Source organism: Flectobacillus sp. BAB-3569 (assembly GCF_002270355.1).
GTDB lineage: Bacteria > Bacteroidota > Bacteroidia > Cytophagales > Spirosomataceae > Flectobacillus > Flectobacillus roseus.
Genome location: NZ_NJFZ01000003.1, coordinates 401,870 through 425,653, shown reverse-complemented (window position 1 = coordinate 425,653; position 23,784 = coordinate 401,870). Strand labels below are relative to the sequence as shown.

Annotated in this window: 17 protein-coding genes; 7 read left to right on the top strand and 10 right to left on the bottom strand. The window is 37.8% G+C overall.

Annotated features, from left to right (window positions below; genetic code table 11):
• The first annotated feature begins 332 nt into the window (after window positions 1-332).
• The 4 genes from BWI92_RS02740 (at window position 333) to BWI92_RS02725 (ending at window position 5,874) form a co-directional block, all read left to right on the top strand.
• Complete coding sequence (locus BWI92_RS02740) at window positions 333-2,804, top strand: ribonucleoside-diphosphate reductase subunit alpha (protein WP_095160591.1); 2,472 nt, start codon at window positions 333-335, stop codon at window positions 2,802-2,804.
• A gap of 217 nt (window positions 2,805-3,021) precedes the next feature.
• Entirely contained in the window at window positions 3,022-3,474 is a 453-nt protein-coding gene (locus tag BWI92_RS02735) for a regulatory protein RecX (RefSeq protein ID WP_095160590.1), read from the top strand.
• Between the two features lie 309 nt (window positions 3,475-3,783).
• Complete coding sequence (locus tag BWI92_RS02730; protein WP_095160589.1) at window positions 3,784-4,956, top strand: pyridoxal phosphate-dependent aminotransferase; 1,173 nt, start codon at window positions 3,784-3,786, stop codon at window positions 4,954-4,956.
• Window positions 4,957-5,025: 69 nt separating this feature from the next.
• Window positions 5,026-5,874, top strand: a complete 849-nt coding sequence (locus BWI92_RS02725; RefSeq protein WP_095160588.1) for a prephenate dehydrogenase — start codon at window positions 5,026-5,028, stop codon at window positions 5,872-5,874.
• 56 nt (window positions 5,875-5,930) lie between these two features.
• Here BWI92_RS02725 and BWI92_RS02720 read toward each other — a convergent pair whose 3' ends face one another.
• A complete protein-coding gene (locus tag BWI92_RS02720) occupies window positions 5,931-6,533 on the bottom strand; it encodes a DUF4230 domain-containing protein (RefSeq protein WP_095160587.1) in 603 nt (200 codons plus the stop codon).
• A 319-nt stretch (window positions 6,534-6,852) separates the two neighbouring features.
• Here BWI92_RS02720 and BWI92_RS02715 point away from each other — a divergent pair, with 319 nt between their 5' ends.
• Window positions 6,853-7,131 carry a DUF6471 domain-containing protein gene (locus BWI92_RS02715; protein WP_095160586.1) on the top strand — a complete coding sequence of 93 codons (279 nt, stop codon included), beginning with the start codon at window positions 6,853-6,855 and terminating at the stop codon, window positions 7,129-7,131.
• Window positions 7,128-8,456, top strand: coding sequence for a DNA (cytosine-5-)-methyltransferase (gene dcm / locus BWI92_RS02710; protein ID WP_095160585.1), 1,329 nt, complete (start codon window positions 7,128-7,130; stop codon window positions 8,454-8,456). The genes BWI92_RS02715 and dcm overlap by 4 nt, the downstream gene beginning before the upstream one ends.
• Here the strand turns inward: dcm and BWI92_RS02705 are convergent.
• The 4 genes from BWI92_RS02705 to BWI92_RS02690 all read right to left on the bottom strand — a co-directional run bounded on the left by BWI92_RS02705 (window position 8,437) and on the right by BWI92_RS02690 (window position 12,537).
• The gene (locus tag BWI92_RS02705) at window positions 8,437-9,123 is read right to left on the bottom strand and encodes an NgoBV family restriction endonuclease (protein ID WP_095160584.1); all 687 of its coding nucleotides are present in this window, start codon (window positions 9,121-9,123) and stop codon (window positions 8,437-8,439) included. The genes dcm and BWI92_RS02705 overlap by 20 nt on opposite strands.
• A 94-nt stretch (window positions 9,124-9,217) precedes the next feature.
• Window positions 9,218-10,495, bottom strand: coding sequence for a glutamyl-tRNA reductase (gene hemA / locus BWI92_RS02700; RefSeq protein WP_095160583.1), 1,278 nt, complete (start codon window positions 10,493-10,495; stop codon window positions 9,218-9,220).
• Window positions 10,496-10,917: 422 nt separating this feature from the next.
• Entirely contained in the window at window positions 10,918-11,751 is an 834-nt protein-coding gene (locus tag BWI92_RS27715; RefSeq protein ID WP_205749556.1) for a group 1 truncated hemoglobin, read from the bottom strand.
• Between the two features lie 360 nt (window positions 11,752-12,111).
• Window positions 12,112-12,537 (bottom strand): heavy-metal-associated domain-containing protein, encoded by a 426-nt coding sequence (locus tag BWI92_RS02690; RefSeq protein ID WP_095160582.1) that lies wholly within the window; start codon window positions 12,535-12,537, stop codon window positions 12,112-12,114.
• 393 nt (window positions 12,538-12,930) lie between these two features.
• Between BWI92_RS02690 and BWI92_RS02685 the strand changes: the two genes are divergently transcribed.
• Window positions 12,931-13,842: an NAD(P)-dependent oxidoreductase gene (locus BWI92_RS02685; protein WP_095160581.1), complete on the top strand. Its 912-nt coding sequence runs from the start codon at window positions 12,931-12,933 to the stop codon at window positions 13,840-13,842.
• 56 nt (window positions 13,843-13,898) lie between these two features.
• Here the strand turns inward: BWI92_RS02685 and BWI92_RS02680 are convergent, their stop codons facing one another.
• From BWI92_RS02680 to recG, 5 genes are all read right to left on the bottom strand, one after another.
• Window positions 13,899-17,375: a T9SS type A sorting domain-containing protein gene (locus BWI92_RS02680; RefSeq protein ID WP_095160580.1), complete on the bottom strand. Its 3,477-nt coding sequence runs from the start codon at window positions 17,373-17,375 to the stop codon at window positions 13,899-13,901.
• Between the two features lie 370 nt (window positions 17,376-17,745).
• Entirely contained in the window at window positions 17,746-18,801 is a 1,056-nt protein-coding gene (gene obgE / locus BWI92_RS02675; protein ID WP_095160579.1) for a GTPase ObgE, read from the bottom strand.
• Between the two features lie 696 nt (window positions 18,802-19,497).
• The gene (locus BWI92_RS02670; protein ID WP_095160578.1) at window positions 19,498-20,070 is read right to left on the bottom strand and encodes an adenylate kinase; all 573 of its coding nucleotides are present in this window, start codon (window positions 20,068-20,070) and stop codon (window positions 19,498-19,500) included.
• A gap of 335 nt (window positions 20,071-20,405) precedes the next feature.
• The gene (locus BWI92_RS02665) at window positions 20,406-21,185 is read right to left on the bottom strand and encodes a DUF3050 domain-containing protein (RefSeq protein WP_095160577.1); all 780 of its coding nucleotides are present in this window, start codon (window positions 21,183-21,185) and stop codon (window positions 20,406-20,408) included.
• A 308-nt stretch (window positions 21,186-21,493) separates the two neighbouring features.
• On the bottom strand, window positions 21,494-23,590 hold the full coding sequence (gene recG, locus BWI92_RS02660; RefSeq protein ID WP_095160576.1) for an ATP-dependent DNA helicase RecG: 2,097 nt from the start codon (window positions 23,588-23,590) through the stop codon (window positions 21,494-21,496).
• Between the last annotated feature and the right edge of the window lie 194 nt (window positions 23,591-23,784).

The following is a 23,784-nucleotide window of genomic DNA, read 5'->3' as shown; positions in this document are numbered from 1 at the left end:
GAGATGTAAGATATTGATAATTAAAATTTTACATTCACAATTCACAACTCATAATTCTGCACTAATACTTAAGTAATAGTGCAGAATAAGATTTAAGTTTTTTGTTGAAGGCATAAGGCAACAGGCACAAGGCAAAGAGTGTTAAAATATTTTTTAGTAACGATGGATATATTTTTTACCGATTGCCGAAAGCTGAAAGCCGTAAGCTCAAAAATTAAATTTTATTTTGCCCACTAACTTAAGTAAAAGTGTAAAATGTGTCTATCACCCAAAAATCCTTTAAGAAGAAAAATTAGTGGCTAATGCTTTAACCCCTAAAATCAATAGTTAATATGTACGTTATTAAAAGAGATGGCAGACGCGAGTCTGTAAAGTTTGACAAGATTACCGCTCGAATCGAAAAACTTTGCTACAGCCTCGACCCTTACTTTGTGCAACCGTTGGAAGTAGCCAAAAAAGTAATTACTGGCTTGTATGACGGTGTGACAACGACTGAATTAGATAACTTGGCTGCCGAAACAGCCGCTTCGATGACTACCAAGCACCCTGACTATGCGGTATTGGCAGCAAGAATCGCTATTTCGAACTTGCACAAGAATACCCAAAAGTCATTCTCAGCAACGATGAAAAAGTTGTACAACTATGTCGATCCAAAGACTGGTGAAAATGCAGCTCTTTTATCGAAAGAGGTTTACGATGTCATCAAAAAACATGCTGGTGAACTAGACGCTGCTATCATTTATGATCGTGATTTTGGCTATGATTATTTTGGTTTCAAAACTTTAGAGAAATCATATTTGCTCAAATTAGACGGTAAAATTGCGGAACGCCCACAACACATGTTGATGCGTGTGGCTGTTGGTATTCACTATGACGATATCGAGTCTGTACTCGAAACTTATAACCTCTTGTCAGAGCGTTGGTTTACCCATGCTACCCCTACCCTTTTCAATGCTGGTACTCCAAAACCACAAATGTCATCTTGTTTCTTGTTAACAATGCAAGACGACTCTATTGAGGGTATTTATGATACGTTGAAACAATGTGCTAAAATTTCACAATCAGCGGGTGGAATTGGCTTGAGCATTCATAATATCCGTGCTATGGGTTCTTATATCAAAGGAACCAACGGTACTTCAAATGGTATTATTCCGATGCTTCGCGTGTTCAACGATACTGCTCGTTATGTTGATCAAGGAGGTGGAAAACGTAAAGGTTCTTTTGCTATTTACTTGGAACCTTGGCATGCTGATGTATTTGATTTCTTACAACTTCGTAAAAACCACGGTAAAGAAGAGGTTCGTGCTCGTGACTTATTCTATGCACTTTGGGTGCCAGATTTGTTCATGAAACGTGTGAAAGACAATGACGTTTGGTCGTTGTTCTGCCCTCACGAATGCCCAGGCATGGATGAATCTTACGGTGAAAAATTTGAAGAACTTTACACTAGCTACGAAAAAGCAGGTAAGGCTCGTCGTGTGGTAAAAGCACAAGATTTATGGTTCGAAATTTTGGAAGCACAAACTGAGACAGGTACTCCGTTCATGCTTTTCAAAGACCACGCAAACCGTAAGTCAAACCAAAAGAACTTAGGTACCATCAAGTCTTCAAACTTGTGTACTGAGATTATCGAATATACTTCAAAAGACGAAGTAGCGGTATGTAATTTGGCATCTTTGGCTTTACCAAAATTCATTAAGCAAAATGAAAGAGGGTTCTTAGAATTCGACCACCAACGTTTGTATGAAGTAACAAAAGTGGCGACTAAAAACCTCAATAAAATCATCGACCGCAACTATTACCCAGTAGAAGAGGCTCGTCGCTCAAATATGCGTCACCGTCCAATTGGTTTGGGTGTGCAAGGTTTGGCAGATGCCTTTATCTTGTTGCGTATGCCATTCGAATCTGATGAAGCTCGTCGATTGAACAAGGATATTTTCGAAACGATTTACTATGCTTCGATGGAGGCTTCGATGGAACTTGCCATCAAAGAAGGTCCTTACGAAACATGGGAAGGCTCGCCTATCTCTCAAGGTATTTTCCAATTTGACATGTGGGATGTAACACCAGATTCAAATCGTTGGGACTGGGAATCGCTTCGTAAAAAAGTAGTTGAAAATGGCGTTCGCAACTCTTTATTGGTAGCACCAATGCCAACAGCTTCTACTTCTCAAATCTTGGGTAACAACGAATGTTTCGAACCATATACTTCAAATATCTATGCTCGCCGCGTATTGTCGGGTGAATTTGCAGTGGTAAACAAGCACTTGTTGAAAGACTTAGTGAAATTAGGTTTGTGGAGTGATTCTATGAAGAATAAATTGATTTCGGCAAACGGTTCGGTTCAAGGTATTCCAGAAATCCCACAAGACTTAAAAGAGCTTTACAAAACAGTTTGGGAAATCAAACAAAAAGCAATTATCGAAATGGCTGCTGACCGTGGTGCTTATATTTGCCAGTCTCAGTCATTGAATATCCACATTCAAGACCCGAACTTCGGTAAGCTGACTTCTATGCACTTCTATGCATGGGAGAAAGGTCTTAAAACAGGTATGTATTACCTTCGTACTAAGGCCGCAGCTGATGCTATCAAATTTACAGTTGAGAAGCAAGCCGATGTAGCCATCGAGCACGCAAACGTTGTACACGAACATGACCTTAATTATGAGGCCTATGCTGCCAATGCGAAAGCTAGTGCCAGCACGTTCAATATTCCAGGACTGAACAACGTAACAGAACAAAACTGGTCTGCGATGCAATGCTCTCTTGACGACCCAGACGGTTGTGAAGCATGCGGGTCTTAATTATTGGCTTTAGGCTTTGAGCAGTCAACTATCAATTAGTTTGCTGTACAAGCCAAAGCAATCTAAAATCCCTCAATCTGTCATGGATTGAGGGATTTTGTGTTAAAATTGAAAGATTCCAAACAAAAAGGCATACCCGTTATTGAGGATATTATGCTAAATAATCCGATAGCTGACTGCCCAAAGCCTAAATCGCTATCCACTTACCTACATTTCTATGAATAAAGAAATTCTCAAAAAAGCTGCAGGATTCTGTGCGTATCAGGAAAGAACCCATCGAGAAGTAAAAGAACGGCTCGACGAATGGGGCGTGTGGGGAGATGAAGCCGATGAGATAGTAGTCTGGCTTATTGAGAATAACTATCTCAACGAAGAGCGATTTGCCAAAATCTTTGCCGGCTCAAAATTTAGAGTTAAAAAATGGGGTAGGCTCAAAATTCGCCAAGAACTTAAAATGCGTGGCGTATCCGATTATTGCTTACAAATGGGTATGAAAGAAATCGACCCCGACGAGTATATTCAAACTTTGGAAGATGTTCTTAGCAAAAAAAGAACTGAGATTAAAGATACCAATCCATTAGTGGTCAAACAAAAGTTGCTTCGTTATGCTCTTAGCAAAGGATACGAACAGGATTTAATCTGGGATGCGCTAGGTCGAATCACACTTTAATGACTGTTGAATCATGTCTTTGGTTGTGAGATTTTTAGCTCTTTTCAACAAATTCTCTTTTTTTTGTCAAATAATTTTTTTCAGACTACCTTTGAAGTCATGAACCAGTCAATCAACACATACCGTGCTTATTATTACTACGCTTTGCAGGCTTAGTCGGTTGTGTTATGACTTTAATTTGAAAAAATCAAAAAACTAATAATACACAAGCCGACTCAGTGAGTCGGCTTTTTTGTTAACCAATTATTCGATAGCCTTGATTATTTAGTAAAGAAAAAATCTTGCTAAATAATATGTCTTAGTAAAACGATGAACATAAAACCAGCATCCCGCATGAACTTGGTTCAGGAGTACTACTTCTCTACCAAACTTAAACAAATAGCAGATATGCGTGCATCAGGCATTGATGTACTCAATTTAGGTATTGGAAGTCCAGATTTGCCTCCGTCTGTCGAAACCATCGACGCCTTGACAGACAGCGCTGCACATCCCAAACACCACGCCTATCAAAGCTATGTGGGTATTCCTGCCTTGCGTGAAGGTTTTGCTCAGTTTTATCAAAAGTTTTACGGGGTAACACTCAATCCAGTGAATGAAGTATTGCCTTTGATTGGGTCAAAAGAAGGTATTATGCACATTGCTATGGCATATTTGGAAGCTGGCGATGAAGTATTAGTACCTAACCCTGGCTATCCGACTTACCGAGCAGCTTCGCTACTAACAGGTGCAACTGTGGTAGATTATGACTTGGCAGAAGAAAATGGTTGGTTACCAGATTTGGATGCTTTGGCACAGAGAGATTTATCAAAAGTTAAACTGATGTGGGTCAACTACCCACACATGCCTACTGGCGCGCAAGCCAATACTGCGTTTTTCGAAAAACTCAGAGATTTTGCCATTGCACATAACATCCTGATTGTAAACGATAACCCATATAGTTTTATCCTAAATAATTCTCCACAAAGTATTTTGGAGGTTGAAGGCATGAAGGAAGTAGCGATTGAATTAAACTCTCTCTCAAAGTCGCATAATATGGCTGGATGGCGTATGGGGGTTTTAGTTGGAAATGCCGAATTAGTAAGTCATGTATTGAGGTTCAAGTCGAATATGGACTCTGGTATGTTTTTACCATTGCAAATGGCAGCAGTAAAAGCACTCCAAAATCCTCAATCTTGGTATGACTCTTTGAACGAGATTTATAGACAACGTCAGACTAAGGTATTTGAAATTATGGACTTGCTCGACTGCAAATACGACACCAAACAAATAGGAATGTTTGTATGGGCTAAGATTCCTGATACTTACACCAATAGCTACGAGCTTTCAGACGAGATTTTACTAGGTTCGGCGGTATTTATTACCCCAGGGGGCATTTTCGGAACGGCTGGCGAAAGATATATTCGTATCTCGCTATGTGCCGAAATCACCCTTTTTGACCAAGCTATTCAACGCATTCGTCAATCAAAAGGAATCTGTTCTTAGGGTAGCGGGCTAAGTTTTAAATATATTTCAACATTTATCGGAAACGATAATCATCGAGCATTTACAAAAATGAATATATCAGTAGTCGGACTTGGTCTTATTGGTGGATCAATGGCCTTAAGTCTTAAAGAAAGTGGGTTTGCGGATTCGGTTATTGGCGTAGATAATAAAACCGAACACGTTATCAAAGCCCTTGAACTCCAGTTGGTTGACCGTGTGGCTTTACTCAACGACGCCATCAAACAATCAGACATTATTATTTTGGCTGTGCCTGTAGATGCCTTAGTAAAACTTTTACCAGAAGTGTTAAATCATATTTCTGAAAATCAGGTAGTCATAGAAGTAGGTTCCACCAAAAAACCTGCGGTAGATTCTGTCAGAAATCACCCTAATCGTGGAAATTTCATTGCTACTCACCCCATGGCAGGTACTGAGTTTTCGGGACCAGAAGCGGCCATTCGAAATTTGTTCGATAATAAAACTTGTGTGCTCTGTGATGTGCAAGATTCGAAGCCAGCACTCGTGAAGATGATTGAAAAAATGTACACCGAGGGACTAAAAATGCGATTGACTTATCTTGACTCGGCTGCACATGATGTGCATACTGCCTATATCTCGCATATCTCGCATATTTGTTCATTTGCTTTGGCCTCTACAGTTTTGCAAAAGGAAAAAGATGAAGAAAGTATCTTTAACTTAGCAAGTTCTGGTTTTGAGTCAACAGTACGTTTGGCCAAATCAAATCCTGATACTTGGATTCCGATTTTCAGACAAAATCAAGATAATATCATCGATGTACTTGACGAGTATATCAATACCTTATTGAAATTTAAAGGTTTGATGTTGGCCGATGGTTACGATAAATTCAAAGATTATTTAACTCAAGCCAACGATATTAAACGTATTTTGAATAAATAAGAGAAGAAGAAAGGGGCAACAGAATAATTCTATTGCCCCTTTCTTATGTTTTGACTTTATTTCAATCTTCTTGGCGTATCCTTCATGGCATATTTAAGGACTACTTTTTTTCCAGAAACTTTTTCAATAAAAGGTTTCAACATCTGCTCAGCGGATTCTTTGGTTTGCTCCAAAATACCCATCGATTGCGCTGATTGTTGTACCTGCACCTCGGCTTTTTGAAAAGCCTCATCCACCAGTTTTGCTTCGTCCATAAAAGCATACTGCGTATCATATACCTTCGATTTGGAATGGTCTATTTTATAATTACAAATCTCTGGTTCAGGCAAATGGACAACTACAGTATCTTTTAATTCTTGTAAATCGGCCACTTTGATTTTTGTTAAATCGATACAACCAGTGGCCTCACCTGTCACAATTAGCAAGACTTTGGCATCTGGTAAAAAATTCTTCTTGATTTTAGATTCTACAACATCCCTAAAATTATATTTTACCAGTTCGATTTTACCCATTGAAGTAATCTCTTGAAGTAAAATATTATGACTTACCTCTGGCGTTTCAGCATTGTCATTTTTCAAAAATTTATATTGTTCCCAAAGCCAAATTCCACCAGCAATAAGGAGAAACAGCAATAGCAAACGGATGATTGTTTTGAGCATATTCTTAAATTATTAATTGCGTATCGGTTAAATGTAAATAGGGTATTCAACATTTTTACATTTATCAAGGTAACAAAAAAAGCCTACAAATAATTGTAGGCTTGAGGAATATTATCTTTAGTTGTTACTGAGTGTCAAGTATTGTGTCAGATTTGGATTTTTAATATAAAAATCCAATCCTTTTAGGAAAGTAGAAGCCTATTAAAAGTCAAACTGAAGTCTTTCAGCAACAATACCGTTTGCTTTATTTTTATATATGTCATTTTATTAGCAAATATGATAATTATTATATATTATTGCAAACTAAATCTTTATAATTATGTCAAACTGGGATGATAAAGCAAAACGACTATTAAAGTCAGAAATGATTAAACGTGGTTTTAACAATGCAGATTTGGTTGGATTGCTTAACGAAATAGGTATTGAAGAAACAAAAGCAAGTATCGACAGTAAAATTAGTCGAGGAAGTTTTAGTGCGACATTCCTGCTACAATGTCTTACAGTCATTGGTTGTCATAAGTTAGAAATTGAAGATTATGAAAATCAATTGCTTATGGTTGCCGAACCAAATGAACCTTATAAAACTCCAAAAAAATGAAAAGCAATACTGTAAAATTTATTGATTTATTCGCTGGCCTTGGTGGTATTCGTTTAGGTTTTGAAAAAGCATTCAAAGATGCTGGATTGAAAACGGAATGTGTGATGACTTCGGAAATTAAACCTTATGCTGTAAAAACATTAAGGCATAATTTTGGGCATGAATTTTTAGCTGGTGATATTTTTGAAATTCGTAATGAGTTTATTCCCGATTTTGATTTTCTATTAGGAGGTTTTCCGTGCCAGCCGTTTAGTGCAGGTGGAAAACGTCAAGGTTTTTTAGATACAAGAGGAACTTTATTTTTTGAAATTGAAAGAATTTTAAGAGATAAAAAGCCCTATGGATTCATTTTAGAAAATGTTGAAGGGCTAGTGAAACACGATTTAGAAAATAAGAATGATAAAATCGGACGGACTTTAAAAACTATTTTGCATACACTTGAAAATGAGTTGGGTTATAAAACAAGCTGGAAAATTTTTGACAGTTTGGAATTTGGCTTACCTCAATCCCGTAAAAGAATTTTCATAGTTGGAACCAAAGATGAGAAAATTGATTTAAACGGAAATGAACCTCGATTTCAAGCATTAGAAAGTGTTTTAGAAAAAGGATTGCCTACTTTGAAATCAGATTTTATAGATAAACTTTTGGCTCACTTTTCCTTGGAAGATTTGTATGGAAAATCCATTAAAGACAAACGAGGTGGTGATAATAATATTCATAGTTGGGATATAGAAAGCAAAGGAAGTGTTTCAAAACAACAAGCAGAAATTTTAAACCAATTGTTCAAACAAAGACGAAAAAAACAGTGGGCCGAAGAAATTGGTATAGACTGGATGGACGGTATGGCTTTGACCTTAGAACAAATTAATACATTTATCGACTTACCAAAAACTGAGTTAAAAATCTTACTCGAAGATCTTACTCAAAAGGGATATTTGAAGTTGGAACATCCGAAAAAGCTAGTAAAAATTCAAACGGAAAGCGGTATTGCTACTTCTCGTGAATATGATGAAACCAAACCAAAGGGTTACAATATTGTAACAGGAAAGTTAAGTTTTGAAGTAAATAAAGTTCTTGACCCGAAGGATATTGCTCCGACTTTGGTGGCAACAGATATTTCTCGTTTGGCCGTTCCTGACGGCCAAGGCTTACGTAGATTGACCATTCGTGAGGGTTTACGTTTATTTGGCTATCCTGAATGGTACGAAATTCCAACAAAAGAATATGATGCTTTTGATTTATTAGGAAATACGGTTGCTGTTCCTGTAGTGGAGTTTGTAGCGAATAAATTAGCCGAAGTTTATGTTAGCGAACTTGCAGTCTAACACCTGTATGCTCCTCGTAATTTTTTAACACATTTTGTAGCCAATGTCCGTTTCCATGTCGGGTTTGCGGATATTGGTAACGTGTTTCATTTAGTGCAGAAAGGAACTCTTCTAATGAGCTAAAAGGTTTGAATTTGGTTTTTTCTGAATACCAAGTTGAAGGGCGAATATTGTAAATAACATTTTTCTTTTCTTGAACTTTTAACGGATAAGTACTACTCGAACACGCTAATTCCCAAATCTTTTTAATCCATACATCTTTAATAGTCAACTCGCTACCTTTCATTTGGTAAGCGAAGATGAGATAGTCTGAATTTAATCGATAAGCAGAAGTCAACAAAGAGTTGCAATAAGAATCAAAATTTGCTAGGTCAAAACCTGGACCTCTATCCCAATCAAATGATTTCACTTCAAGCAATCCTAATTTTTTATCGTATTTGTCAAGATAAAAGTCAGGAAATACTTGGGAATTAGCATTTTCTTCAAATTCAACGGATTCTTTAATCAACCAAGCTTTCAACCATTCTTGCAGAAGATTTCCAACAGTATCTTTAGTTTCAATAGAAATTGTTAGATCTTTGAGTGAAAAATTAATAATTCCCTTTTCTCCGATAATCTTATATTCATTTACCAGTTTGTTGTGTAGTTCCTTTCCCGATAATTTCATTCTGTCAGTTTATTTAATTTTATGAAATGTATTACTTTTTCGTTGTTAGGTTGTGGTGTATATGATAGTATGCAAATATCAGGCAACAAGGATATTAATGAGAATAAGATGATTCGTTTTGTTTTTCTAAATCAAAAATTTCGTTGATAACGTCTACCAATTGGTCAGCTTCGCCACGTTTACATGCTGCTTTGAGCTGAAGAACAGGAAGTTTAATGATTTTCTGAACAATTCCCATAGTGATTTTATCTAATTTCTCAGATTCTTCTGGAGAAAGGTTTTTCAAATGACGAGCAAGCTCTTCTTTACGGATTTGCTCTAGGGCATTTTTCAATTTATTGATAGTTGGAGAAACCACCATTTCTTTTGACCAATCTTCAAAACCTGCTGTAGCTTCTGAGATGATTCGTTGAACTTGTGGAATAGAATTCAAGCGCGTTTGTAAAGCCTCATCAGCTCTTTGGCGTAAAGTATCGATATTGTAAACCAATACACCTGGAATCTCTTCCAAATTTTCCTCAACACTACGAGGTACAGATAAATCAATGAAATATTTGAACGTAAGAATTTCCATTGACTGAATCATTTCTTTGGTAATCAATGGCTTATCAATCATTACTGATGAGATAACCACATCAGCACGTTTGATTTCTTCTTCCATATCCACAAAATCAGCAATGCGAAAATTGTGTCCTTCGGCAATGGCCTCGGCTTTGGCACGAGTACGGTTCATGACGGTAATTTCAGCAAATTCTTTGTCTGCCATATTTTTGCAAACATCAATACCGATTTCACCAAGACCTAGAATTAATACTTTTGGTAAAGTAATATTCTGCGTCATCTCCTCAGTCAGTGCTACGGCTGCATACGAAGTAGAAGCTGCTCCATCACGGAAGGCAGTTTCTTGCGCAACACGTTTGTTAGCAAAGAAAATCGTGTGCATCAAACGGTGCAAAAATGGACCAGCCATGTTTAAATCCGCAGCGATTTGATACGATTGCTTTACTTGATTTGGAATTTGAAGGTCGCCTACTACTTGTGAGTGTAGACCAGTAGCAACTTCAAACAAATGCTGTACAGCATCTGCTTGAGCGTTGTATTGTTGGAAATATGCAAAATATTCGTCGGTGGTAGCAATGCCTTTGTCAAGCAACAAAAGCTTAATAATGTCAGTATTGCGGTTTTCCTCTGACACGTAGTAAACTTCCGTACGGTTGCAAGTCGATACCAAAATAGCTTCTTGGATATCGAACATATCTCTGATTCTGAGGGAGAAATTCTTGATTTCATCCTCATTCAAAGCCACTTGCTCACGTACCGCTAAGGGAGCTGACTTATATGATAAACTGATTGATTTGAATTGATTTTGCATAACACTTAACTATTCCAAGCACAAAATTACAACATGAATAGACATTAATAACTCCATTTTTAGCTAATTATTTATACTTAAACATAATTTAGAATGAGTATAAATAATTGCGAGATTTTGAAAGATTAAAACTTGGAAATGTACTATTTTGAAGCTTAATCTTCCGTAAAATTTCATACTGCGAGTTAGTAAAATTTATCGCTCACGAATATGACTTTTGTCACATTCAGACATGACAATTTTTGCTAGTACTCCAAAATTAGGTTGATGATAAGAAGGTAGCTATTCAATTTTGATAGAAAAACAGGAAGAAGTTTAAACGCAAGGATGAACTTTTGAGAACGAGCTATTGATAAACCATCTGAACTTTTATCAAAAGCTCATTCTCAAAATCATTAAAAGACATCTTTCACTTTACTCAACTATTGACCAACGATATCGGCACGCATACCACCCAAAGCAGTCAACAATTCGATTTTAGCTTTAGACTGAACGTTGTATTTCACCAAAGAAGCTTGCAAATCTTCTACCAAAGCATTGAAATGTGCATCAGTGATTTTCATTCCTTTGTGAGCAGTTTTCATGTCTAAGCCTGTGTACTTTTCAGGACCACCAGAAGCCTGTCCAACTTGATTAATCAAATTGTTACGAAGTTTCATCAAACGAGCAGGATCAGCGGCAGCAGCAGCAAAAAATGCATTGATTCGAGTATCAGCGGCTACTTTTCCAATAAAGTCATCAATCACTGCCGAAATACCCGCATTGGCTCCTAATCGGTTGTACAATGCAATTTGCCCTTCTACAATATCACCTTTCATACTAGCTAATGCTGTCAATAATTCTGTTTTTTCGGTTGCACCTACTTTAAACTTATCCAAAGCTGAAGTTAAATCTTCTACCAAGGCTCCAAATTCACCATCGGTAATACCCATACCTTTATGGGCTGCTTTCATGTCAAGCCCTGTGTATTTTTCAGAACCACCCGTTGCCATACCAACTTGGTTGATAAGGTTGTTACGAAGTTTAGTCAAACGAGCTGGGTCAGCAGCGGCATCTGCAAAGTAGGCATTGATTCGACTATCACTTGCTACATTGGCAATAAATTGGTCAATTACAGCTGAAATAGCAGCATTACCGCCAAGACGCAGATACAATGACTGTGTTGGTTGCATCGTATCGTCATCTTTTTTACAAGATGTAAACATGAGCATTCCAGACATGAGGATAGCTCCCCACAGTTGCGCAGATTTTTTCATATTTCTTTGAAATTTGATTGGTGATTACAAAAGTTGTCCACACCCGCAATGGTTAACCTTTGCGAATTAAAATAGAGAGAAAACGGGCTAATTTTAATCAATAAGCGTTTAGCATGTTGAAAAGCTCAACACTTCAAACAAAGCAGGATTAAACTGTTTAAAAAGTAATATTTGATACAGAGTAAGGAATTTAAGTAAAAGAAGAAAGTACAAAAATGCTCTACCAAAAGGTATTTTACATACTTTCTTCTTACTTGATCAATAATAACAAGAAACTAAAGTTCTGTATGGTAAAACAGAAAGTTAATAACTATACGTAATCTTTTACGACAAACAAAGGACGGATCTTGTCGTTAAGAATTATCTAAAGCATAAAGCTTTCTTGGCATCTAATACAAAATCTATATAACCCATCGGAATCGGACATTTAGGTCCCTCCATTTGGCTAAACTCAAGTTTTGTTGCCATTACAGGAAGCTTCTCTACTTTTTCTTTGAGTGCTTCCTCACTTACTTCATCAGCATGATACGTCACACTAACTGTCTGATTCTTAGGATTTACAGTTGAGGCTGTTACTCCTGTAGTACTTTCCAACGAAGATGCCAAGGATGTGCTGTCTGTCGTAGAAAGGGGCTTTGAGAGATTAAATACCACCAATTGAATGGGTTTCAAGTTCAGTTTATCAGCTAACGACGGTTCTTCCCAGTTTGCATATACTACAAAGGTCAAAAAGAGGATACCTATAGTTACCGAAACTGCTTTTGTGATTTTCAATAGAGTTTTCATATATATTTCAGGATTAAAATCAATTGTAAGGATTATCTACACATATTTTCAAGGTAAATGGTACTTGTTGTCAAGGATAGTCAATTACTATTTTTCTTCAATTATTAGTGAAAGTTTTAAAAGAGAAATAGGGTTAAAAATGATTTAAAAATAAATTATAACTACTGGCTGATTGCGTAAAGGCCATAAACAACCATCGGCTGTAAACCGATAGCTATTTTCGACTTACAAACATATCTACGACTTATCTGAAAGTTCGGATTTACATAGTTCTATTTTTTTCTGTTTTTTCCATTTTTTGATTTGTGAATAAAAAGGTAATACTCTATCATTGTGAAATGACTCAGTCTGACTAAATAATACATTGATTTGAACTATATCATATAGGATAAAATGCAAAGAATTTTGATTACAGGAGCCAATGGACTATTAGGACAAAAACTTGTTCATCTTTTGGCAAATAATCCAGAGATTGACCTAATTGCTACGGCAAGAGGTAAAAGTAGACTTAGCATTTCGGAGGGATTTAGCTATGAAGAAATGGATTTATGCAATCCAGCCCAAATACAGGAGGTAATCGATAAAGTACGGCCTGATAGCATTATCCACACCGCAGCCATGACCAATGTAGATATATGCCATCAAAATCCAGAGGATTGTTGGGAGGCCAATGTTACAGCGGTTGAGTATCTGATTGAGCAATGTCAACGCCACAATATTTATTTGTGTCATGTATCTACAGACTTTGTTTTTGACGGAGAAAATGGCCCTTACCAAGAAGAAGACCAGCCCGCTCCTATTTCGATTTATGGTAAAAGTAAATACGAAGCCGAATTGCGTGTACGTGCGTCTGGGTTACGGTGGAGTATTATCCGCACGGTTTTGGTCTATGGAATTGTGCCTGATATGAGCCGAAGCAATATTATTCTTTGGGTAAAAAGCTCTTTAGAAAAAGGTCAAGCCATTAAAGTAGTTAGCGACCAACTTCGAACGCCTACTTTGGCTGAAGATTTAGCCATAGGCTGTTGGCTAGCAACTCAAAAGCAAGCTCAAGGTATCTATCATATTTCGGGAAAAGATTTTATGAGTCCTTATGATATGGCAATTGCTACAGCAGATTATTTTGCCTTAGACAAAACCCTCATTACTGAAGTTACCGCAGATACCTTTACGCAGGAAGCCAAGCGACCTCCTCGAACAGGCTTTATTTTAGACAAAGCCATCCATGAATTAGGATACAATCCCGTTAGTTTTGAGGAAGGGATTGCGATAATGGTAAAACAACTCAACGCCATACATGATTAATAGAAAAAGGCTGACATATCTGTCAGCCTTTTTCTATTAATCATGTATCTGAAAACCTATCTAATTACAGATACATGTTTTGTTTTTTCATAACCATCTAATTTCACACGAACAATAAATGAATTGAATGGTACATTACTCAAATCGATTTGTTTACGTGAATCAAACTTTTCGACTACATAGAAAGAAAGTAATCGGCCTACTAAATCATAAACTGATACTTGTGCACCAACTAAATCATCAGCCACCTCAACCGTAAAGATACCTGTCGTTGAAGGGTTTGGATAAATACTTAATCCATCGAGGTTAGGGTCAGCTTTGAAAGCTTTCACTGCCGAAACTTTTGAGAAACAAACCAATTTATTATCAGGCAAAGCAATTGGAGTATAAGTAAAGCTAGAACGAACTTGGTAATTTCCATCCATTCTTACCTTGATATTTTTGGCATTACCTGTAATTGCTTTTCCATTTAACAACCATTCGTAGCCATTTGAATCGCCATCACCTGTAGACTCAATCGTGTAAGAACCTACTTGTGTAACTACAGGTGTCACAGGAGTTGCTCTGACATCGATAAATCTCTGTGTAGAGGCAGGAGAAAAACAACCATTAAAATCTTGAACTCTTACCGTATAGTTACCTCCACGTTTGGCGTACCATACGTTATTTGCCCCGTATCCGAGAGAATCAGCTCCAACCCACCAATAAGCTTTGTAGTTACTTACGGTACTAATCTGGACACTATCGCCCGAACAGAATATGGTATTACCACCTGCAAAAATATTTGTAGAAGCAGGAAGCGCATTTACTTTAGCTTCAATTAAATTAGATGGCTTAGACAAACACTTAAATCCATTGATCGTTTGTACAGAGTATAAACCTGCCTGATTGATGGTGATACTTCGTGTACTAGCGCCATTGCTCCATTTGTAGCCTACGTCAGCAGATGAATTCAGGGTAAGACTTTTATCTGCACAGAAAGGGTTAAGTCCTACTGCTGTAATAATTGGAACAGTCGGCAATGGATTTACTGTGATTTTAGCCGTATCAGAATATGCGACAGACTGACAACCATTCGCGTCTGTCACTTGCACCGCGTATCCACCTGCACCTTTGGCGTATAAGTCTCTTGTGGCAACGGTCAGTAACGTACCATTAAAAGTCCATTTGTAAGATGCTGTATTATTGGGTAAGGTATTTGGTAAACTAGAACGTAACAAAGCGCTATCGCCATCACAAATAATTTTACCATTTACCGCTTGAATCACTGGCTTGGTTGGAAGAGGGTTAACCGTAACAATTTGAATAGACGAATAAGGAGAATTACATGTTCTGGAGTCTTGTACTTTCACACTAAATTTACCTGTACGTTTAATCAAAATGCTTGAGGTTGTAGCATACTCTAATCCAGTGTCTTCATCTCTCCAGCTAAAATTTGCGATGTTATTATTCGCAAATAGAGCTACCAAAGTCACATCTTTTCCATCGCAGAATACGGTTGGGCTAAGTGCGTAAATAGTTGGAGCTTGAGGAGCCTCGAGTACTGTTACCAAAGTTGTATCAGAACTTTTTGATACACATCCTTTTAAAGATTGAGTCTGTACAGTGTATTTACCCGATTTATTCACAAGGATACTTTGGGTATTCGAAAAGTTTGTCCTTTCACTTAATTTCTCACTCCAAATATAAATAGTCTCTGATGACGAAGATGTTAAGGTTACACTTTTATCAGGACAAAAAGTCAAAGATCCACTGGCCGCAATCGTTGGCTTGGGAGGCAATGGGTTCACTATAACACTGATATTACTTGAAGCTAATACGGAGCGACAGCCCTTGTCATTAATAGCAATTACATTAAAAGATCCTGACTTCGTTACAGTAATAGCTGCAGTATTTTCTCCAGTGTTCCATAAATATTGAAACGATGTTGAAGAGGTCAAAATAACCTTTCCTCCATCACAAAATTCCAATGGTGAAGTATAAGAGATTACAGGTTGTGAAGGACGGCTATTGATTGTTACTATAAAAGCTGTTGATTCTACAGACTTACAACCAAGTGTATCGGTGTACACCAAATAATATGATCCAGAAGACGTAGCCGTAATATTTTTAGTTGTTTTAGTATTTGACCACAAGTAAGAACCTTTTGTGTAAGATCCTGTATTTTGAAGGGCAAATTGCACACTATCTCCTGTACAAAGTCCGATGTTAAAGCCACTTTGTTGAATAGGATTGCTTGGATATGTTACCACAGAAACTACAGGAGTAACAGGGCGAGCATTCATCTTGGTAGTTACCGATGTTGCTGGCAAAGAGTAGCAACCATTTGCATCCAAGGCTCTTACCGTAATTACAGCTGAATTTCTCACAGTCAATTTCGCAGATGTATTTGTGACAGTATCACTTATGACTCCTCTTACATTGCGTGTCCAAACATTTTTAAAAGCACTATATGATGAACTCAAACCTACAGTGAACCCTTCACAAAAAGTAAGGGCTGCATCGGCAGTGATGGTAGGCTTTGCAGGCAAAGCGTTGATGCTAAGAACAAATGTGTTAGAAACTGGAGATATACATCCAAAAGAGTTAGTAAATCTTACGCTATAGCTTCCTGCCGTTTTTGCGTAAATGGTTCTTGTAGTCTGGCTATTACTCCATGTATACGAACCTGTTCCTTTATTATCTGAACTGATTAAAAGGCTATCTCCAGCACAAATACTCAAACTTCCACTTGGTGTAATAACTGGTGCAGTAGGTACAGGATTGACTGTTACAGTAATAGGATCTGACGATGGCGACACACAACCATTGGCATCTTTAGCCACTACCGAAACGGTATTGGTCACTCTTATTGTAATTTTGTTGGTTCCAGTAGTAGTAGTATCCGCACCCACAGAGCGAGTCCAAACGTTACTACCAGCGGTATATGAAGAACTCAATCCAACTGTATTCCCACTACAAAAAGTAGTAACACCATCTGCCGAAATAGTAGGCTTGGCAGGCGCACTTGGATAAAGCGTTAACGAAATAGCATTAGACGTCGCCGAGCATGAAGAGGTAGGGTTGGTAGTTGTTACTGTAAATGAATAAGTTCCACCTGTGACAATCGAATTACCCGTAACAGTCAATGCTGAAGCACTTCCTACTGTCACAGGAGTAGGGCTAGAGCTACGTTTCCACGTATAATTAGCAGCAGTAGAAGCATTGAGGGTTACACCACTTGTTCCACAAAATATACCCGAAGTTGAACTTGCCGCACTAGCAGTAATGGCACTTGGGACAATTTGAGCTACTGTGTAGGCTGTAGCAGTTACCCAAGTAGTACTTAAGGCTGTCTCTTTATATCTTGCATTGTAGGTACCTGGCCCGACAATAATCGTACTGTCTGTACCAATAACAGTTGTAGGAGCTGAGGCATTAGTCCATTCGTAACTAAATTTACCTTTAGTCACTCTAAGCTTTACAGTACCACTTCCTGTACATGTATAAGTACCTGCTACTGGAGTTATCGTTGCTTGCGAATATCCATACATAATCGTCAAACAATAAAATAATACAAGGTAGAATAGTCTAAGTGTTTTTTCATAACTGCTTTTTATTTACTCTTAGTCATTAAGATGCTTTCTAAAAGGATTATGCAATGGTTTTGGGTCAAGGTTTTATACATTCTTCACTTTAGAAGCAATTAGTAGGCTACTGATACGAGCGATTCCTGAAGAATACACTCTAGAACTATTAAGTTGTTAATGCAGAATAAAATTGCATTAGTATGCTTTAGGCTATAAGCGGTAGGCATTAGGAAAAAAGTTTCTATTGTTCGCTAGAAATTCATCCAGACTTTTAGCATACGGCATAAAGCTTAAGGCCTAATGCCGTATATCTACAAGTTGTCTATTTCAAAATTTATTCTTCAGAGGGAGCTGCTTCTTCATTCTCTTCTTCTGGCTGTACGAATAATTCTTGAGCTTTTTGTAACGAGCCCCAAATCATATCTTTCAACTCCATAAGTCCTTGTTGCATCACTGATGAAATCATTACGAAAGGAAGGTTCTCTGGAATCTGTGTTTTGATTCTTGCTAAATCTTCGTCTTCCGTCACTAAGTCCATCTTCGAAATGGCAATCATACGTTCTTTATCCAACAAGGCTGGATTGTATTCTTTAAGCTCATTCAGCAAAATCCTGTATTCCTCTGTAATGTCTTCGGCCGTAGCTGGAATCAAAAACAATAAGATAGAGTTACGCTCGATATGACGCAAAAAGCGTGTTCCTAATCCTTTGCCTTCAGCTGCTCCCTCGATAATACCAGGAATATCAGCCATAACAAACGATTTGAAATCACGATAAGAAACTACACCAAGGTTTGGAACCAATGTTGTAAATGGATAATCAGCGATTTCTGGTTTTGCAGCAGAAAGCACCGACAATAAGGTTGATTTTCCTGCATTTGGGAAACCAACAAGACCTACATCGGCCAATACTTTTAATTCAAGTACCACCCACATATCTTCGCCATCTTCGCCAGGCTGAGAATGATGTGGTGCTTGATTGGTTGAGCTTTTGAAGTGCACATTACCCAAACCTCCTCTACCGCCATGCAACAAGACTACTTCTTGTCCGTCTTTGGTAACTTCTGCCAAAACTTCTCCTGTCTCAGGGTCTTTTGCAATCGTTCCTAATGGAACTTCGATGTACATATCTTGACCTTGTGCGCCAGTACGACGACCACCTTCGCCTCCGTTTCCGTCTTTGGCAAAAATGTGTTTTTGATATTTTAAGTGGAGAAGTGTCCAGTGTTGGGCATTCCCTTTGAGGATAATATGTCCTCCACGACCACCATCGCCACCGTCTGGTCCACCTTTGGGAACGTGCTTTTCACGACGAAAGTGAGTTGAACCTGCACCACCATGTCCAGAGCGAACGTTGATTTTTACGTAGTCAATGAAGTTTGATGTCATAATTACTAATTGAGATTTATAAAGGGCCTATGATTTCGGCCAATTGTAATGGTTAATACTATTTATTGAGATTTTCAAGCAGAGTGGTCAGGAGTTATCAGTCTTTAGAAAACCCCTTCTGCAATCTGATAGTTCAATGAGGGATTTTTGTCATGATAAAGTCTTATTCTACATTTCAACTTTATTGACAGCGTATCTCCTATAAAACTTGGGGTTAGGTTTTTGACCTAGCTGAAGACCAACAGCCACTGGCTATGGACTTATTTTCAGCGAGATTGAATAAGAATTGGCAGCTTCTATTGTATCCTTTTGCAAAAATAAGCAATTCTAAGGCATTGACCTATAAGGAAGTAAATAACTAATTAATCGGGATAGCAAATTACGTTATTTCGTAAAGCAGTTCTTCTGTTTTACGCTTGGGTCTACTGAGTTATAAATTAGTAAGCAAAATAAAATTTAAGATTGTGCTTTGGGCTTTCAGGTAACGGATTTCAGCTTTGGGCATTCAGCAAAACATATCTATTGTTATTAAAAAACGACTTAACACTCTTTGCCTTGTGCCTCGTGCCTGTTGCCTAAATCATATACCTTACGATTACTTAATAAACTAGGCTTTAGACAAAGGAATCCAAGATTTGATTTGTCAAAAGCCTAGTTGTATATGTGGTAAATGATGAGCGTGGAGTTATGAATAGCTAACTATTTTACTGCATCGATTGCACTACAAATATTTTGGAAAATTTCTTCGATAGCACCAATACCGTCTACTTTACTCACTTTACCTTGTGCTTCGTAGTATGGTAATACATGGATGGTTTTTGAGAAATATTCGTCAATTCTTTTCAAAAGTTTCTCTGCATCGTCATCAGCGCGTCCACTTACTTTTTGACGCTCAGCGATACGAGTTTTGATTTCGTCTTCTGTAACATCCAACTGAACAACGCCGTTGATACTTTGTCCATTTTTCTCTAAGAAAGCATCTAAAGCTTCAGCCTGAGGAACTGTTCTTGGGAATCCGTCAAAGATAAACCCTTCTGCTTGTGGATTATTTTTCACTTCTTCTTCCAACATTTCGATAGTAATCGAATCTGGAACCAAAAGTCCATCTGCAAGAATTTGTTTTACACGCTTACCAAGCTCGGTATCGTTGGCAATATGCCCACGGAACATATCGCCCGTAGAAATGTGTACTAAATTGTATTTTTCAATCAATTTGGCTGACTGTGTTCCTTTACCTGCCCCCGGAGGTCCAAACAAGACGAGATTTAACATTGGTTTAAACGTTGTTTTGTGAATTGAAAATTGTGTTTTGCTATAAGAGTTGCAAATTTACAAGAAGCACTTTGAATTACCGTCCTATCTACTAATAATTTAGCAAAAGGAATTATTTTACATTTCCTAGAATCAGGTATTGTGAAAACGGTCTTTTGATGTTTTTTTAAAATATCTGAAAAACAAAAAGCGGAAAGCCTTGTTATACAGGACTTTCCGCTTTTTATCAACTTATCGACTATCTAAAAAAATGGATTCTACCAATATGGAGATTTTCTTAAAAATCGCAGTTTTATTTCGAGAATACTCAATGTTATTGATTCTTTGCTTATTTACTATACCTCAACTGCTTGCACTTTAGCTTCTACGCCGTCCCAAAGTACTTTACGCATCTGTAAAGCTCTCTCTGAATAGGTCAGCGCCTCATGCCATTTTGTTTCGTCTGTTCCGCAAAGTTCTGTTACCATCTGAATCGCCAAATGACTATGGTGATCGCCGTCTACTTCGATATGACGCTCAAGGTAATATCTAAACTTGGCAATACGCTCTGGCATTTCGGCGTGTAGGTCTTTCACCATGGCAATAAACATATCTGGAATCAAATCTTCACGACCAAATGTAAATACTGCGGCTTGGATATGTGGCTGGTTGGTAGCAATTACTTCAAATGTAAAGTTGACAAAATCTTTTACACTTTGGCTCACTCCTACAATATCCAATGCTTCTGAAACACTCGTTTTTTGTGATAATAAAGCCAAAAACTGTTCGATTTGCGATAAGTCTGCACCTGATTGTCTCATAGCATCCAGATACAACTCAAAATGGCTCATACGCACACCAGCTTCGTCAACATCACTTTCTTCGCCATTGACAATTTCATTAATCAAATAACGGGTTTCGGCGCTACCTACAGGAACCCAAGGTACTTCGACACAAGTAAGGTTACGTTGAAGAGCCTTGAGAATCGACATAAAATCCCATACTGCAAAAATATGGTCTTGCATAAAAAGCTGCAAATGTTCGATTTGATTGATTTGATGATATACTGAGTGATCGGTCAATGCCTCTCTCAAAGGGGCTATTGCTTCTTGGATTTTACTAATTGAATTATTCATAACTAACTTTTACAATCGTAGATTTGGGATTGCTGTTTTTAGATTTTCCTATATAATTAAGTATTAGTGCAAAATAAAATTGCATTAATACGCTCTAGGCAATAAGCCGTAGGCATTAGGCAAAAATTGTATTTATGATTTTGTTAAAAATATTTTTTGCCTATAGCATATAGCTTAATGCCTATTGCGGGTAAAGTTAATTTTATTTTGTCCATTAACTTACGAGAAAGGTATTTATTTAGATTGGTATAGTCAAATATAGCAACTTTATCTAAACTCTTATACAATTTTCCGCGTTCATTCTAAATTTAACTAATTCTCGACCAGTTACTTTGGTTCGTTTTTAGCGAGTCTATTTGCTCACGAATCATGGCATGTTCTTCTGCACTCAAATTGGGATCGGCCTCTAAAATGGCTTGAGCACATTCTCTTGCTACTTTCAGTATTTCGCCATCTTTCGCCAAGTCTGCAATTTGCAAATCGATAATACCACTTTGCTGTGTACCCGAAATATCCCCAGGTCCTCGCAACTGTAAGTCTACATCAGCTATTTCGAAACCGTCGGTGGTGCGTACCATTGTTTCGATACGTGTACGACTATCTTTTGACAGTTTGAAATCGGTCATCAGAATACAAAAACTTTGTTCGGCACCACGCCCTACCCTTCCTCTAAGCTGATGTAACTGTGCCAAACCAAATTTTTCGGCACTTTCAATCACCATTACTGAAGCATTGGGAACGTTTACTCCTACCTCAATCACCGTCGTGGCAACCATAATTTGAGTTTCGGCCTTTACGAATCTTTGCATTTCAAAATCCTTATCGGCAGGCTTCATTTTTCCGTGCACGATACTTACCTGATATTCTGGAAATGCTCTTACTATGCTTTCATAGCCATCCATCAAGTCTTTATAATCCAACTTTTCGGATTCTTCAATCAAAGGATAAACCACATAAACCTGTCGCCCTTTCTGGATTTCATCACGCATAAAACCGAAAACATTGAGACGATGAGAGTCGTAACGGTGAACGGTTTTGATAGGCTTGCGACCTTTAGGCAATTCATCTATCACCGAAACATCCAAATCCCCATAAAGTGTCATTGCCAAGGTTCTTGGAATCGGTGTGGCCGTCATGACCAAGATATGCGGGTGCATATATTTGTTTTTTTCCCAAAGTTTAGCCCGCTGTGCTACGCCAAATCGATGTTGCTCATCAATTACACAAAGTCCTAAATTTTGGAATTGCACAATATCTTCAAGTAAAGCGTGCGTTCCAACAATGATTTTCACCGAACCATCCAAGAGCCCTTCATGAATCAAAGCACGAGCTTTTTTCTTGGTCGACCCTGTGAGTTTTTCGATTCTGATACCTAACAGTTCGGCAAACTCTTTTAGACCTTGATAATGTTGGTCAGCCAAAATTTCGGTAGGCGCCATCAAACAAGCCTGCGCACCGTTGTCGATTGCCAGCAACATACAGATAAAAGCCACGATGGTTTTTCCCGAACCTACATCACCTTGCAACAAGCGATTCATTTGTCGTCCCATGCGCATATCTGCGAAGATTTCTTTAATTACTCGCTTTTGTGCATTTGTCAACGGAAAGGGAAGATACTCATCGTAAAAAGTTTTTAGTAAAGCTGCACTTTTAAATATCTGACCTTCATAATCAACTCGGCGTAGCACTTTTTGTTTGATAAGACGTAATTGATTATAAAATAATTCTTCAAACTTCAAGCGTCGACGAGCCTGATGAAGCCATTGGTCAGAGTGTGGCAGGTGAATATTATAAATGGCGTCTCGTTTGGCAACCAAACGATATTTTTGCAGCAAAAATGTAGGTAAGTTTTCTCGAATCAGTGGATAGGCTTTTTCTAATAAAGCCCTTTGCATCATCGCAATCTGTTTGGACTCGATATACTTTTTACGAAGTTTTTCGGTAACACTATAAACGGGTTGGTAATAGCCTCCTTTTTCGTTTGTACCATTCAGCAATTCCAGTTCAGGATGTTGCATTTGTGGACGTCCCTGAAAAAAGGATGGCTTCCCAAAAAGTACATATTCAGCTCCCATACGAAGGTGCTTTTCAAGCCAAGTAATTCCCTGAAACCAAGTCAATTCCATTGACCCTGTACCGTCGGTAAAAGTCCCAGTCAATCTTTGTTTGAAACCCTCTCCTACCTTCTCAAGCGTGCGCAAACGACCTTTGATTTGGGCATATTCCATGTCCTCTGTCAATTCGGATATGTGATGAAACTGCGTTCGATCTTCATATCGAAATGGATAGTACTGAATCAAATCCCCAAAAGTAAAAATCTGCAACTCTGTATTGAGCAATTGTCCTCGCTGTGGACCAACATTTCGGAGTAACTCAATTCTAGTTTCAAAAAAATCGTTTTGCATGTTGTTATTTTTAAGTGACAAAGGCTCAGGAGCGAAAAGTCTTTATTTTACGCTTTGCACTTTCGTCAATTGGGTCTCAGGTAAATGCGATGTAAAATATTTACAAATTTAACTTCTTCTCACATATCTTTCATGTTAAACAACCATTGAGCCCTTTTTATCTTCCTAAATATTTTGTATATTTATTATGATTA

Excerpts from the sequence above, each read along its gene's own strand:
- BWI92_RS02740 (WP_095160591.1), top strand. The coding sequence starts at position 333 with ATGTACGTTATTAAAAGAGATGGCAGACGCGAGTCTGTAAAGTTTGAC.
- BWI92_RS02735 (WP_095160590.1), top strand. The coding sequence starts at position 3,022 with ATGAATAAAGAAATTCTCAAAAAAGCTGCAGGATTCTGTGCGTATCAG.
- BWI92_RS02730 (WP_095160589.1), top strand. The coding sequence starts at position 3,784 with ATGAACATAAAACCAGCATCCCGCATGAACTTGGTTCAGGAGTACTAC.
- BWI92_RS02725 (WP_095160588.1), top strand. The coding sequence starts at position 5,026 with ATGAATATATCAGTAGTCGGACTTGGTCTTATTGGTGGATCAATGGCC.
- BWI92_RS02720 (WP_095160587.1), bottom strand. The coding sequence starts at position 6,533 with ATGCTCAAAACAATCATCCGTTTGCTATTGCTGTTTCTCCTTATTGCT.
- BWI92_RS02715 (WP_095160586.1), top strand. The coding sequence starts at position 6,853 with ATGTCAAACTGGGATGATAAAGCAAAACGACTATTAAAGTCAGAAATG.
- dcm (WP_095160585.1), top strand. The coding sequence starts at position 7,128 with ATGAAAAGCAATACTGTAAAATTTATTGATTTATTCGCTGGCCTTGGT.
- BWI92_RS02705 (WP_095160584.1), bottom strand. The coding sequence starts at position 9,123 with ATGAAATTATCGGGAAAGGAACTACACAACAAACTGGTAAATGAATAT.
- hemA (WP_095160583.1), bottom strand. The coding sequence starts at position 10,495 with ATGCAAAATCAATTCAAATCAATCAGTTTATCATATAAGTCAGCTCCC.
- BWI92_RS27715 (WP_205749556.1), bottom strand. The coding sequence starts at position 11,751 with ATGAAAAAATCTGCGCAACTGTGGGGAGCTATCCTCATGTCTGGAATG.
- BWI92_RS02690 (WP_095160582.1), bottom strand. The coding sequence starts at position 12,537 with ATGAAAACTCTATTGAAAATCACAAAAGCAGTTTCGGTAACTATAGGT.
- BWI92_RS02685 (WP_095160581.1), top strand. The coding sequence starts at position 12,931 with ATGCAAAGAATTTTGATTACAGGAGCCAATGGACTATTAGGACAAAAA.
- BWI92_RS02680 (WP_095160580.1), bottom strand. The coding sequence starts at position 17,375 with ATGTATGGATATTCGCAAGCAACGATAACTCCAGTAGCAGGTACTTAT.
- BWI92_RS02670 (WP_095160578.1), bottom strand. The coding sequence starts at position 20,070 with ATGTTAAATCTCGTCTTGTTTGGACCTCCGGGGGCAGGTAAAGGAACA.
- BWI92_RS02665 (WP_095160577.1), bottom strand. The coding sequence starts at position 21,185 with ATGAATAATTCAATTAGTAAAATCCAAGAAGCAATAGCCCCTTTGAGA.
- recG (WP_095160576.1), bottom strand. The coding sequence starts at position 23,590 with ATGCAAAACGATTTTTTTGAAACTAGAATTGAGTTACTCCGAAATGTT.